Source organism: Archaeoglobus sp. (genome assembly GCF_017656475.1).
Lineage (GTDB): Archaea > Halobacteriota > Archaeoglobi > Archaeoglobales > Archaeoglobaceae > Archaeoglobus.
In genome coordinates, this window is the sequence record NZ_JACDNT010000008.1 from 38,439 (window position 1) to 51,590 (window position 13,152).

Annotated in this window: 15 protein-coding genes; 5 read left to right on the plus strand and 10 right to left on the minus strand. The window is 46.3% G+C overall.

All coding sequences use genetic code 11. The features are described from left to right. Window positions 1–53: 53 nt before the first annotated feature. Entirely contained in the window at window positions 54–1,586 is a 1,533-nt protein-coding gene (locus tag H0Z19_RS03840; protein WP_290724001.1) for a class I adenylate-forming enzyme family protein, read from the plus strand. Here the strand turns inward: H0Z19_RS03840 and H0Z19_RS03845 are convergent. Continuing rightward, entirely contained in the window at window positions 1,561–2,025 is a 465-nt protein-coding gene (locus tag H0Z19_RS03845) for a MaoC/PaaZ C-terminal domain-containing protein (RefSeq protein ID WP_290724003.1), read from the minus strand. The two genes, H0Z19_RS03840 and H0Z19_RS03845, sit on opposite strands and share 26 nt — an antisense overlap. A gap of 122 nt (window positions 2,026–2,147) precedes the next feature. Here H0Z19_RS03845 and H0Z19_RS03850 point away from each other — a divergent pair, with 122 nt between their 5' ends. Continuing rightward, window positions 2,148–2,921, plus strand: a complete 774-nt coding sequence (locus tag H0Z19_RS03850) for a winged helix-turn-helix transcriptional regulator (RefSeq protein ID WP_290724006.1) — start codon at window positions 2,148–2,150, stop codon at window positions 2,919–2,921. Here H0Z19_RS03850 and H0Z19_RS03855 read toward each other — a convergent pair. From H0Z19_RS03855 to sixA, 3 genes are read right to left on the minus strand one after another with little or no spacing between them, the layout of a single operon-like run. After that, on the minus strand, window positions 2,918–3,586 hold the full coding sequence (locus H0Z19_RS03855; protein ID WP_290724007.1) for a MarR family transcriptional regulator: 669 nt from the start codon (window positions 3,584–3,586) through the stop codon (window positions 2,918–2,920). The two genes, H0Z19_RS03850 and H0Z19_RS03855, sit on opposite strands and share 4 nt — an antisense overlap. Then, the gene (locus H0Z19_RS03860) at window positions 3,583–4,326 is read right to left on the minus strand and encodes an NAD+ synthase (protein WP_290724009.1); all 744 of its coding nucleotides are present in this window, start codon (window positions 4,324–4,326) and stop codon (window positions 3,583–3,585) included. The genes H0Z19_RS03855 and H0Z19_RS03860 overlap by 4 nt, the downstream gene beginning before the upstream one ends. A gap of 59 nt (window positions 4,327–4,385) precedes the next feature. After that, window positions 4,386–4,841, minus strand: coding sequence for a phosphohistidine phosphatase SixA (sixA, locus tag H0Z19_RS03865; RefSeq protein WP_290724011.1), 456 nt, complete (start codon window positions 4,839–4,841; stop codon window positions 4,386–4,388). A 74-nt stretch (window positions 4,842–4,915) separates the two neighbouring features. Between sixA and H0Z19_RS03870 the strand changes: the two genes are divergently transcribed. From H0Z19_RS03870 to H0Z19_RS03880, 3 genes are all read left to right on the plus strand, one after another. Beyond that, complete coding sequence (locus H0Z19_RS03870) at window positions 4,916–5,545, plus strand: hypothetical protein (protein ID WP_290724014.1); 630 nt, start codon at window positions 4,916–4,918, stop codon at window positions 5,543–5,545. Window positions 5,546–5,642: 97 nt separating this feature from the next. Further along, complete coding sequence (locus H0Z19_RS03875; RefSeq protein WP_290724015.1) at window positions 5,643–6,449, plus strand: rhomboid family intramembrane serine protease; 807 nt, start codon at window positions 5,643–5,645, stop codon at window positions 6,447–6,449. Next, on the plus strand, window positions 6,433–7,371 hold the full coding sequence (locus H0Z19_RS03880; RefSeq protein WP_290724017.1) for an archaeosine biosynthesis radical SAM protein RaSEA: 939 nt from the start codon (window positions 6,433–6,435) through the stop codon (window positions 7,369–7,371). The genes H0Z19_RS03875 and H0Z19_RS03880 overlap by 17 nt, the downstream gene beginning before the upstream one ends. Here the strand turns inward: H0Z19_RS03880 and H0Z19_RS03885 are convergent. From H0Z19_RS03885 to H0Z19_RS03910, 6 genes are read right to left on the minus strand one after another with little or no spacing between them, the layout of a single operon-like run. Further along, window positions 7,368–7,778, minus strand: a complete 411-nt coding sequence (locus H0Z19_RS03885; RefSeq protein ID WP_290724019.1) for a hypothetical protein — start codon at window positions 7,776–7,778, stop codon at window positions 7,368–7,370. The genes H0Z19_RS03880 and H0Z19_RS03885 overlap by 4 nt on opposite strands. Next, window positions 7,762–9,405 carry a dihydroxy-acid dehydratase gene (gene ilvD / locus H0Z19_RS03890; protein ID WP_290724020.1) on the minus strand — a complete coding sequence of 548 codons (1,644 nt, stop codon included), beginning with the start codon at window positions 9,403–9,405 and terminating at the stop codon, window positions 7,762–7,764. The genes H0Z19_RS03885 and ilvD overlap by 17 nt, the downstream gene beginning before the upstream one ends. Window positions 9,406–9,452: 47 nt before the next feature. Next, window positions 9,453–10,577 (minus strand): ABC transporter permease, encoded by a 1,125-nt coding sequence (locus H0Z19_RS03895; protein WP_290724021.1) that lies wholly within the window; start codon window positions 10,575–10,577, stop codon window positions 9,453–9,455. Continuing rightward, window positions 10,567–11,253 carry an ABC transporter ATP-binding protein gene (locus H0Z19_RS03900; RefSeq protein WP_290724022.1) on the minus strand — a complete coding sequence of 229 codons (687 nt, stop codon included), beginning with the start codon at window positions 11,251–11,253 and terminating at the stop codon, window positions 10,567–10,569. The genes H0Z19_RS03895 and H0Z19_RS03900 overlap by 11 nt, the downstream gene beginning before the upstream one ends. Continuing rightward, entirely contained in the window at window positions 11,250–12,599 is a 1,350-nt protein-coding gene (locus H0Z19_RS03905) for a COG1361 S-layer family protein (protein ID WP_290724023.1), read from the minus strand. Before H0Z19_RS03905 ends, H0Z19_RS03900 begins: the two co-directional genes overlap by 4 nt. 30 nt (window positions 12,600–12,629) lie before the next feature. Beyond that, window positions 12,630–13,127 carry an ACT domain-containing protein gene (locus H0Z19_RS03910; protein ID WP_290724024.1) on the minus strand — a complete coding sequence of 166 codons (498 nt, stop codon included), beginning with the start codon at window positions 13,125–13,127 and terminating at the stop codon, window positions 12,630–12,632. Window positions 13,128–13,152: the final 25 nt, after the last annotated feature.

A 13,152-nucleotide genomic window follows, 5' to 3' on the forward strand; every position in this document is an offset into this window, starting at 1 on the left:
TAAACCTGAAATGCTCATAATAAACCTTAAATAATTTGGAAACCACTGCTCGTATGATTCAGGAATTTGAATACCTCTGGCAGTATCTCGACCACTGGGCTGAAGTGAATGAGACGTATCCGGCAATAAAATTCAAAGACAAAGAGATCAGCTACGGTGAGCTAAAGGAGAAAGTAGACAGACTTGCGGCATCACTTCTGAAGCTCGGAGTTAAGAAAGGTGATAGAGTAGCTACAATTCTCCCCATGAGTCCTGAATACGTTTACACCTTTTTAGCCTGCTCGAAAATTGGAGCAATCTGCGTTCCGATGGATGTTAGGTACAGAACAGCAGAACTAAGGAGGTTTCTGGGTCACGCAGAACCAAAAGTTGTAGTGTCTGTTGAAAGATTTCAGGAGAATGATGTCGAAAAAATCCTCTCAGAGATAAGGGGAGAGGTTGGCAATCCAGAGATATATTTTATCGAGAAGAATTTTGACGAACTGCTGGAAGGTGAGCCAATAAAAAAAGCTGTAGAGCAAACACCGGATGACGATATCCTGATAATTTTCACTGGCGGAACGACTGGGGTTCCAAAGGCAACTCTCCTATCTCACAGGAATATCGTGTCAATGGCATTGGGTGAGCTTAGAAGCATAATCAGCTATGTCGGCAGGGAAGAAAGAGTGAACATGCTTGTGCACCTTCCACCCAGCCATGTTGGTGGCACCACTGAATTGTTCGCTACAGGATTGGTTAACGGATCGAAGATGATTCTGATTGACCACTGGAGACCTGATAGAGTACTAAAAGAGTTAAGAGATGAGAAGATAGCATTTTTTGGGGCGGTGCCAACAATGTTTGCTCTCATCTTCTCATTGAATGCTCCATTACCACCCGTTGAGCTTCTCGTGACTGCAGGAGAGAAACTAAATCCGGAACTTCTAAAAAGAATGATGCAATGGTGCGAGAAGATCGGTGTTGGTTATGGCTCAACTGAAACTGCAGGCTTCGCAACTTTTTCTCGACCAGAAGATGACCCAATGAAGTTCACAGAGGGTTACGTGGGTGTGCCCTTTGAGGGTGTGGATGTGAAAATTGTTGATGAGGAAGGGAATGAACTGAATGACGGAGAAATTGGAGAGGTGCTGGTAAAGGGCCCGGTGGTGAGTAAAGGGTATTTCAGACAGCCTGAAGAAACAGAGAAGGGGTTCAGAGATGGTTACTGGGTCAGCGGCGACCTGGGATATAAGAAGGGGGAGGAGCTATACATTGTAGGAAGGAAAAAGGAAGTGATAAGGGTTGGAAGTTACACAGTGCTCCCCTCAGAAGTCGAGGAAGTGGTTATGAAAAATCCAAAGGTAGGAATCGCTGCAGCTTTCGGTTATCCCCACGAGATATATGGAGAGGTCGTATGGGTTGCAGTTGTCCCCAGAGCTGGAGAATCGATTAGTGAGGAGGAAGTCATCGAGGCTTGCAAAAAAGAGCTTGCAGACTTTAAGGTTCCCAGGAAAGTGCTGATAATGGACTCAATCCCACTTACGAGGCTTGGAAAAGCTGACAGAATAAAATTAAAGGAAATCATTTTGAAGGATTTTTCCGAATGAGAGCGGAGTAGAGGGCAGATAGAACAGCCTCTCCCCTCTGATTTTTTACCTCAAGCCTGTATGTAACCACTCCACTTATTTCGTTAAAATCCTGCTTGTCCACAACCTCCGCCGTGGCTGAAATGGTGTCACCAATGAAGACCGGTCTTAAAAACCTCACGTCCTTAATTCCGAAGAAGGCTATTATCGAACTTACGTCGTAGTTGGACAGGATCACTTGATCAATCATTCCTAAAGCTATGCTGAGAACAAGCATGCCTTGTGCGATAGGCTTCCCAAATATGCTCTTCTTGGCGAATTCAGCATCAGTATGGAGCGGAAAAAAGTCTGCTGTCAGGTATGCAAACGTCCAGATGTCTGTTTCGCTGACTGTTCGCGGTATAGACTCGATTTTTTCTCCAATTTCGATAGACTCAAAATAAACTGGGCTTCTCGGCATGTTAACGAGATAATGTGAAGTTTAAAAAATCTTTTAATCAAATATGAAACTTGGAATTCCTAGCATCGGATGAATTAAAGAAACCAAAGTAACTTTAAAATACTAAAAATCAAACAAAATTTATGAACGTCCTTCTCAGCAGAAAGGACACCATCAGATTCCTTATTCTGTCCGAACTCATGGTCAACCCCGAATGCAATCAGAGAGACATTGCGAAAAAACTTGGTTTAACTCCTCAGGCAATTTCAGAGCATTTTAAGGAGATGGTTTCTGAGGGGTTTATAAATGTCGTTCACAAGGGCTACTACGAGGTGACAAGGAAAGGAGAGGAGTGGATGTCCAGAAATCTCATAGATCTACACCTTTTCAGCGAGGAGCTTCTAAAGAAGATTTACTCAAAGACAGTTGTTGCCATCGCGAAGGGAAAAATAGCTGAAGGCGATTCGGTAAGATACTGGTTCGGAGATGGTTACATCTTTGCAGAAAAAAGTGCAAAGGGGAATGGTGTGGCTTTGACATCAGCCGAAGATGGTGAGGATGTTCTGATCAAGCCTACAGGTAGCTTTGAGCCTCCAGAAAAGGGAGAGATAGTCATAGTTAAGGTTCCGGGAGTTGCGGAGGGGGGAAGCAGGAAAGTTGACCTCGACTCGTTTAGAGAACTTGTAAAGTCAAGGCCAACGAGCATAGTCGTTGCCATTGGAATAGAGGCTCTTGTTACCTGCAGGAAAATAAGGGTCGAGCCAATTTTCTTTGGGGCAAAGGATGTATGCATTGAGGCCGCTCATCACGGGAGTGGTGTAGTTGTTGCATGTACTGAAAGCATGCTGAACGATTTGCTGAGAAGTCTTATAGATGAGGGGCTTGAATTCGAGATTAAGGAGTTTGTAAAAACTTAAGGTTTCTCTTTGAGGAATATTATATTTCCCCTCCCCTTCTTCACCTTTTCCACAATACCCCTCCGCTCAAGGTCAGCAATGATCAGGCTCATCTTGGCCTCACTGTATCCCAGCCTCTTTCGCAGCTCCTTCTGTGTTATCCTTCCCCCCTCTTTTGCTATTATTTCCACAACCTCCGCAAGGTCTTCGGGAAGGTCATGCTCGGTTGGTTTAATTTCCCATTCAACAGTTGGTGGCTGTTTACCAGAGCGAATTTTGATGAAGAAGAGAGTGGCCAAAACGAAACCAGAAGCGAAAATTGCAATGATGTAGTAAGGAAATTCCTCTTCTTGCTCCTCAACAGCCGGAAAGTCAGGAATTTCCTCCACATCCTCAAGCTTTGGGAACAGGATGAGGTCAAACCTCATGCTACTCTCAACGGTGACGTTCTCAACGGCATAGTACTCTCCAGCTTGAGCTATAATCATGTAATTTCCGGGAGTGACGTTGAACCTGTATTCTCCGTTTTCAGAGACCATTCTCTGGACAGCGTCATCTCTTATTTCAACAACAACATTATTCACAACATCAAGAGTGTCCCATCTGTAAATCTTCCCGTAAATCTCCACGGCAGAGGCGTTTGTAATTGAAATGACAATTAAAAGCAAAAGCAAAACTTTTTTCATAGTAAATCTCTCACCCTGGCTACTGGGGGCATCTGCCTCTTGTGCTTCGACCTCTCAACCATCTTCAGGACTTTCTTGAACTTTTCATCGTCCCTCTTCTCCCCTTTTTCAATCAGCTTTAAAATCTCGTCAAGCTCGGCGTAACTTATGCCCATCTCCTCCTCATCAGTCTGTCCGGGCCAGAGGGCTGCTGAGGGCTTCTTTTCGATTATGTTCCTAGGAACTCCGAGATAAGAGGCGAGCTGGAAAACTTCTGTCTTAAATAAATCACCAATTGGCATGAAATCAACACCGCCATCTCCGTATTTTGTGAAGTATCCGACCATGAGCTCGCTTTTGTTTGAGGTTCCAGCAACAAGCCTGTTCATGCTGTTTGCATAATAGTAGTTGAGAACCATTCTTACCCTTGGCTTAAGATTTGCCTCAGCCATCTTACTACCCTCTCCAGCCTTCTCCTTAAAAACTTCGATTATTTCATTGATTTCAATTAACTTATAATCAATCCCTAGAATTTCCGCGACTTTGATGGCATCCTCCACATCCTTTTCCGGAGTTACACCAATCTCAGGCATTATGAGTCCAAAAACTCTTTCTTTTCCGAGAGCTTTAGTGCAGAGATAAGCGACGGTGGAGCTATCAACACCACCGCTTAACCCAAGAACCACACCTGTGGAGCCTGATGATTTGACAATTTCATCTATGAATTCACAGATTCTCTGAACGACTTTATCAAAGTTCATGTTACTCCAACCTTTCCCAAAGTTTAAAATTTTTCTGAAAAACGGGGAGGACAAGTAAATCAAGCCAGAATTTCAGGCCTAACGGCCCATAACAGCCTCCACTTCCTTTTCTCTCTTTCAAGGCACACAACACCACCGAATATGAATGTCACAGCATCAAGGTCTGGATTTCCTGTGAGGAGGTAGCTGGTGAGCCTGGAGAGGTGCGGGAGGTGGCCGACAAGCATTATATCTTCATCAAGCTTCTCGAGCCTCTCCGCCCACACCCCGATGTCAGCAAGAGGTTCGAGACCATCTGCCTTCTCCACCTTTACTTTCAGATGCTTTCCAACAATTTCGGCGGTCTGCTCAGCCCTCTTTTTACCACTGTGGTATATTCCTTCAACCTTAATTCCAGCCCTTTCAAGGAATTCTGCGGTCCTCTCAACCTCATCAGCACCTTCCTCAGTAAGTCCCCTTTCAGGATCCTCCTCCTTGGGCTTCGCCTTTCCGTGCTGCATCAGATAAAGCCTCATGTTAAATACTCACCTTTTCACCTAATAAGCCTTCCCGACATAAAGCAAATAAGAAGGGCGACTGATTACCACCTATGGATCTGCTCAGAACCGAGTACGACATACAGCATCACTTAGTGCTGTCCAAGAAGAATACTTTGCATCATGCTCTGATAAGGATGATAGCCTCGACTCTATCCACGCCGGAAGAACTCTTAAATTTGAGAAAGAGAGACTTCAGGTTCAATAAGGGGAAAAATCTGGACTACTACACGGTAAAGCTCAGCAAAAAGGGAAAAAGCAGGATATCTCCCGTCGATAGAAAAACGTTTGAGATAATCCAGACCATGCCTTCTCAACCCTTCACAATGAGTGAAGATGAGATGAATGAAATTGTGGGCTTATACAGTCCACCCGGCAAGAAATACAACTGCAAACGGCTTAGAGAAGCGGTTGAGTCTATCCTGTCAGACTCTGATTTGTTCGGAATGAATCTGAAGGACAATGAAGAGAAGTACGCATTCATGCTCGACTTTAACCCGCTTTACAGCGGTTTCTGGGATCTTGAAGATGAGGAAGGAGTTGAGGACTTTATCCTGAGCTACTCTGAAGTAACCGGAATAAGGGACTGGAAAAAAATCTCAGATGAAATCGGAATTGAAGCTGATGTCGTCAGGAGAGTTATTGAGAGCGGTAAAAGAAGCATCCTAAGGTTTCAGAGATAAAGTTTTATTTATTTAATTCGCTTCTTTTACTCGCTTCTTCCAACTACAGATTGACTCAAGCCGAAGACTTTTTAACTTTCCGCCCCCAGTCATTTGAGTGGCTCGCTGTGATGTGTGTGGTAAGGAGGTTACTCTTCCCTTCAAATGCAGATACTGTGGTGGGACTTTCTGTGCAGAACACAGACTGCCTGAAAACCACGACTGTGACGGACTGGATGAGTACTGGAATGTTCCCGTTAATGTGAAGAGAAGGACGCCTCCTCAGCCCGTAAAAAGGAGAGGGGGCATCGGTTTGATGAAGTATGGGGCGAACAACATTGTGCTGGTAACCTGCACAATCCTTTTCTTCATATCCATACTCGCCCCCCACGAGATGGTTTATCTTTTCGCCCTCCACCCCCAAATTGAGGTTTTGCTGTCAATGCCATGGCAGCTAATCACCAGCATCTTCCTCCATGTCGAGTTCTGGCACTTCTTCGTCAACATGTTCGTGCTGCTCTTTTTCGGAACCGAGCTTGAGAGGAGACTCGGAGATCGGAAATACATCGAGATATTCTTCGTATCGGGTCTTGTAGGGAACATCGGCTACATTGCCTACTCCTATGCTGTGGGAAGCTTTGCCCCAGCACTTGGGGCTTCAGCGGCGATTTTTGGAGTTATGGGATGCTTGGCTATGATTGCTCCTGAAATCAGAATAATCATTTTCCCCATTCCGATTCCGATCAGCATTCGAACTGCATTGTTTCTTTTCGCAGCCTACGACTTCTGGATGATGATCGCTAGCTACACAGGTGTGTTTTATACCAACGTCGCCAATATCGCTCACCTCGCCGGACTTGCTGCCGGGCTTTACTACGGAAAAAGGATTGGGAGGAGAAGTGTGAGATATGACTTCTATTTCTAAACCCATAATCTGGAAAGAGAAGGAGAGGCTTGACGGAGAGATTGTAAACTGTATGACGGTCATCCTGAGAACGAGGGGTTGCAGTTGGGACCGGTGCTATATGTGCGGTTACACCAGCGATGCTTACCCTGCAAGCGAAGAAGAGCTGATTCAGCAGATCAACTACGCATTCGAGCAGCTTGAAAATGAACAGGTGCTCAAAATTTTCACTTCTGGAAGTTTCTTCGATGATGCAGAAGTTCCACCAAAAATTAGAGCTTACATTCTGGAGAGGTTCAATCAGGCTGGGTTGAAAAAGCTAATCGTTGAGAGCAGACCAGAGTACATTGCGGAAGATAAACTCAAAGAGTTTGAAGGTGTAAACTTGGAGGTTGGCATCGGCCTTGAAACAGCCAATGACAGGATAAGGGAGCTATGCATAAACAAAGGCTTCAGCTTTGATGATTTCAAGAGGGCCGCAACAGTGCTGAGAAACGAAGGATTCAGAGTTAAGTGCTACCTTTTACTAAAGCCTCCTTTCTTGGCTGAGGGGGAAGCGATTGAAGATGCTATAAAATCAGTCATCGCAGCCAAAAAATACGTCGACGTATTCTCCCTGAACCTCACAAATGTCCAGAAAGGCACTCTTGTAGAGAGGCTGTGGAGGGCAAAACTCTACCGCCCACCTTGGCTGTGGAGTGCAGTAGAGGTGCTCAGAGAGGCAAAGGAAGCTGGTGTTGAGATACTGAGCGATCCTGTGGCTGCGGGAAAGCAGCGAGGCCCGCATAACTGCGGAAAGTGCGATGAAAAAGTGGCAAGAGCTATCAGGGATTTCTCGCTCACTCAGGATATCTCTCTGCTTGAAGGGCTGGATTGTAAATGCCTTGAAAAATGGAAAAAAGCTGTTGAACTCGAAAAGTCTTCCAGAGTCCCGCTTTTCTAAAACTTTGCATGCCCCATCTGCATTGGCGGTGGTGTGAAGAATAACATCCAGACTCCGAAGATGAGCAGCAGAGCAACTGAAACCAGAAATATCACGGCTCCTGCTATTATCGTTGCTGCGAAGGCTTCAATGAAGCTTATGTCGAGCAGCGTTTTGAGGACGTAGAGGTAAATCAGAAATCCCAAAAAGGGAAGTATAATTACCAGAGGTGTGAAATGCAGGATAAACGCCACAAATGACGTGATGACAAAGGCAGCAAGGTTTGCCATTCCGCATCTCAGCACTCCTCTCTCTTTTCCTATAGCCTTCAGCCCAATCCAGATGAAAATGCCCGGAAGCACTATTGCTGACAGAAGAAAGACAAAGAATCCGATTCCTAGAGATAAAAAATCAAAGAAGGGCGGCACCGTCTTCAGCCCCCATTACAAGCTTCGCATACTTTGCCAAATACCCCTTCAACTCCCTTTCCTTGGGCTTCCATTTCGCCCTTCTCTCTGCAAGCTCATCCTCGCTGACCTTCAACTCAAGCTTCCTCGCAGGAATGTCAATTGAAATCGTATCTCCCTCCTCGACGAGGGCAATGTTACCTCCAACTGCTGCTTCAGGTGAGACGTGGCCTATGCACGGCCCTCTCGTTGCACCGCTAAACCTTCCATCAGTGATTAAGGCAACCTTCTGCAGTCCAAGCCCTGAAATGGCTGCAGTTGGCAGGAGCATCTCCGGCATTCCCGGAGCACCCTTTGGCCCCATGTACCTTATCACAACAACATCTCCCTCCTCAACCTTTCCATCCAGTATTGCGTTCAGAGCCTCCTTCTCGCTATCGTAAACCTTTGCCGTTCCTTCGAACTTCATCATGTCCTCGCTAACTGCAGCAGCTTTAATTACAGCCCCGTTCTCTGCCAGATTGCCTTTGAGAATCGCTATACCTCCCTCTTTGTGAAGCGGGTTGTCAGGAGAAGCTATTATGTCCCTCCCTCTAAGCACCGCCATCTCCGCAATCTCGTAAAGCGTTTTTCCGCTCACGGTCATTTCGTCATGGAAGTACTTCTTAGCCTTCTTTATGAGCATCGGAACTCCTCCGCTCTCGTCCAAGTCAACAATCATCTCCTTGCTTGCGGGGTCAATTGAGACGATGTGCGGAGTTCTCCTGCTTATCTCGTCAAAGAGGTCGAGGCTCAGCTTTATACCCGCTTCCCTAGCAATTGCGGGCAGATGCAAGACGGTGTTGGTTGAACCCCCGACAAGCATGTCCATTGTGATGGCATTCTCGAACGACCTCTCGTTGATGAAATCAAGTGGTTTGAAGTCCTGCCTGACAAGTTCAACCACCCTCTTTCCGCTCTGCTTTGCTATTCTAAGCTTTCTCGAAGACGGACATGGAGAAGTTGAGCAGTACGGCAGGCTTAAACCGAGCGTCTCTGTCAAGAGCTGCATGCTGTTGGCCGTGTATAGACCCTGGCAGCTTCCGCAGGACGGGGCACAGAAGTCCTCGTAAAGCTTTAATCCTGCATCATCCAGCTTTCCCGACTTGTACATCCCTGCAGCCTCGAACGCATCTTTGATCGACACCTTCTCTCCACCAACTCTCTCGTAAATCATTGCCCCTCCTGTGACCGCTATAGCAGGAATGTTCAGGCGGAGCATCGCCATCAGCATTCCGGGAATGATTTTGTCACAGCTCGCAACCACCACAAGTCCATCAAACTTGTGGGCCTCAACCATCGCTTCTATGCTGTCAGCAACAATCTCTCTTGATGGCAGGGAATAGCACATCCCCTCATGTCCCATGGCTATACCGTCACAGATCCCTATTATGCCAAACTCGAAAGGCACACCTCCTGCAGCGTAAACTCCCTCTTTCACCGCTTGAGTCAACTTGTCAAGAGTCATATGGCCGGGAACAATTGTGTTGTAGGCGTTGGCAACTCCGATGAAAGGCTTGTCCATCTCATCATCAGTCACGCCAAGAGCTTTGAGAAGAGCCCTGTGGGCTACCCTGTCTATTCCTCTCTTAACCTCATCACTTCTCATGCTTTTAACGAGTGTTTCACTCTTTTTTAAGTTTTGGTCTTCCCACTTTACTCGTACCTCAAAGCTTCGATAGGCTCCAGGCGGGATGCCTTCCAGGCAGGATAAAGACCGCTAACCACTGAAACGAAAACCCCTACGCAAAAACCAAGAGTTATGTACAGAAGAGTCGAAAGCTGAAAAACGTAGCTTGCATCCTGAAGAATAGCCAAGTCAATTAAATAACCTCCTACCACACTCAGAACGCTTCCTATCCCGCTGCCAATCAGACCAAGAATAAGAGCTTCCATTAGGAAAATTTTCAGAATAGTCGACCTGTACGCGCCTATTGCCCTCATAATGCCTATTTCCTTCGTTCTTTCGATTGTTGACATCAGCATGATGTTGAGAATGCTGACTCCAGCGACAAGCAGGGAAACTGATGCTATAGCCATCAGAAAGATGTTAATCTGGGAAAAAGCCTCGTCTATTCCCTCAAGAATTATTTTAAGGTCAAAAACGACCACTTTTTCATCCCTGCTGTTAATCTTTTCCTCGATCTCATTCTTAACGTCATCCACCTTCTCCAGACTATCAGCTTTCACTATCAGCAGTGTGTACCCAACATCGCTGACTTTTTCGAAGTCCTCTGGAGAGAGGATCACAGCCGAATTCGGATTTATGTCGAACCTCGCCCCGGTGTCTTCGAGAATGGCTGCGACTCTGAACTCTCTACCTCCAATGGTGATTTTCGAGTTAACCCTAATTTCAGCGAACTCAGCAAGCCTCTTTCCGACAACACAACTGCTTTTGAGCCTTATCGAACCCTTTTCCGCTTCGAACATCTCCTCAACATCCTTTTCATCCATTGCGTAAACTACTGTATAGGACTTCTTTTTCTTCGTTTCAATCAGCAAAGAGTCTGACTTAATCGCTATCGCCTCAGCCACGTTTGGAAGCTTTTTAATCCTGTTTATGTCCTTCTCCTCAAGATACTTGTAACCTTCCTGAAAATTCGGGCTTACTATTAGTTCATTCGCTACCTCCTCGAAGTTCTGGGCAACTGCCGCCTTCAGACTTTCTCCAAAAATGCCGATTGCGGAGACAGCCATTACACCAATCAGTATTCCTACTACAGCCAGAAGACTTCTTACCTTAGCTCTCTGCAGGTTCCTCTTTGCAAGCTCAAGAAACATGTTCAACACTCTCTATCTTTCCATCCCTGAGCCTTATCACTCTATCTGCATATTTTGCAAGTGACGGGTCGTGAGTGACGAGAATTACCGTAACCCCAAGCTCCTCGTTCTGGTGCCTTATAATTTCCATGACCTGCTCCCCCGATTTCGTGTCAAGATTGCCTGTTGGCTCATCGCACAGCAGAATTTTCGGATTGTTTGCCAGAGCCCTCGCAATGGCAACTCTCTGCTGCTGCCCCCCGCTCATTTCATTCGGCTTTCTGTTCATCTCCTTCTCAAGCCCCACACTTCTGAGGAGCTCCTTCGCCCTCTCTTCCCTCTCCTCCCTGCCCAGCCCCCTGAAAATCATCGGAAGCTCCACATTTTCCAGCGCGGTTAGAGTTAGGATGAGGTTGTATGTCTGGAAGATGAAGCCTATGGTATCCCTCCTCAGCTCGGTAAGCTGATTATCGTTCAAATTTGACGTCTCAACACCGTTGATAAGCACCTCTCCCTCACTCGGCTTGTCGAGACAGCCTATAAGATTCAGCAGGGTTGATTTCCCGCTCCCAGAGGGCCCCATTATGACAACAAACTCCCCATCCTCGACATCCATGCTTATTCCATCAAGCGCCCTTACTTCATAATACTCCGTTCTGTAAATTTTGTAAACGTTCCTCAGCTCTACGACCTTCATTTTCTAATCTGCCTGTATATTATGAAGCCCACGATTGCCAGAATAACCACAGCAACAGCGATGGAGATGTATGTCGGCATCGGATTTTCCTCAACCTCAACAAAGCTCTTTCCCTTAAGTTCCACGATTTCGGAGATGGCAAAGTTCTCTCCTATCTCGTTTGACCACTGCACGGTAACCTTGACGCTCCCGTTGCACTCAACAGGAAGCTCGAAGCTCTGGAAGTCCGAGGGGTCGATATTTCCGATGAAGTAGGCTGTCCTGAACCCGCCACATTCTCCTATTGCGTAGGCATTGTAAACCTCACCCCTTCCGTTGTTGCTCACATCACCCGAAACGCTGTACTTCAGCCCCTCTCTCGCCACATTGATGTTCGTAAGCATTACGGCGTAGCTGTCCAAGACCTCAATTGTGAATCTCTTGTCCACGCTCATCTCGTTTCCGAGCTCGTCCTTGTAATCAACTCTGAAAACAACCTCCCCCTCACCGGCCTTTGATGGGCTGAATATGAAGCTCAAAGTCTTGCTTTCACCGCTTTCGAGTTTTGCAATGCTGACGGGGCTTGATAGGCTTCCAAGAGGCGATTCGGCAGAAACGGTGATGTCGTAAATGGTATCACTTCTCAGATTTGTGACCTCAACCGGAATCGGAATGGCATCGCCGATGAAAAGGGTTTTGTAGGGTGAAGTTACGTTCAGCACGACGTTTTGCGGGTTTACCAGCCGCAATGTCACTTCCCTCTCAACTTCATGGTAGTTTCTGCCGTTGTAGAAAGAGATTTTGAACTTAAGCTTGTCCGAATTCGGAATGAACTTTATTTTGCCCTCCTTTCCTCCGGAAAAGTCGCCGAGGTAGGCTGTCTTGGGTATAGCATCAAACAATGCCTCCACTTTGACGTCCTTAAGCTCGACAGGTGAGGAAACGTAAAATTCAACTTCATTAACAACTCCCCTATAGACGGGAGATGATATGGTTAAAGAGGGAAAGTTGTCGTCAACTACAAGCATGATGTTCTGCGTAATCGTCTCGTTCTCGGTTGAGATTTTTACCTGAAGATTTTTTCTCCCGACCTGCTCACCTTTAACCGAGAAGGTCATGGTGTAGCTACCACTGCTGGGAATAGTTCCAACAGAGTATATCGCTGATGGCTCAGCCTTTGCTCCAGAGATTACAATGGAGTTAACCTTCACATCGGATGTGGATGGGTTGGCGAGGGTTAGTGTTACATCAGCATAATCGCCCGGAAGAAGGATTTCCGGCGAGACTTGGTAGCTTACCGAGACACCCTCTGCGTGAGCGACCTCTACAGCAAGCAGCAGAATCAAGATTAGCAGACTTTTTCGCATGATAACAAGAGTTCACCAAGTTATTTATGTTTAACTTATCAGCACCTTTTCCACTCCATCAACTTTGAGAATTTCTTCAACAACAGCACCTGGAATCTTCGTTTCTGTCACAACCGTCAGCTTTGACTCAACACTAAGCTCTGGGTCTTCTGCGAGAATGTACCTTATCGATATGCCTGCATTGGCGAGGGCTGATGTAACGCCCGCCACAATACCAACCTTGTGACTCTCAGCATAGACCTCAAGAACTCCGAAGCCGAGAATTCTCGCAACCTCAGCTATGTTCGCCACTGGCTTCAGCGCTGAAAAAACTTTCCTCAGCTCCTCGTCACTCTCTATGTTCTGAATGGCCGCAAGAACCACCTTTCTGTCAACCCCTATGGCCTCGGCAATTTTGGTTGGAACAAGCTCTATTTTGTCGCAGTAAGCCTTGCCGTTTCTGACTGAGATGCCGAGCCTGAGGAATTCTCTTGCAACCGCAATTTGAGAGGGATACTTATCGAACTTTTCAGCGACTTTTTTCCACATGTTTGTATTTTTGTCACGCAACTAT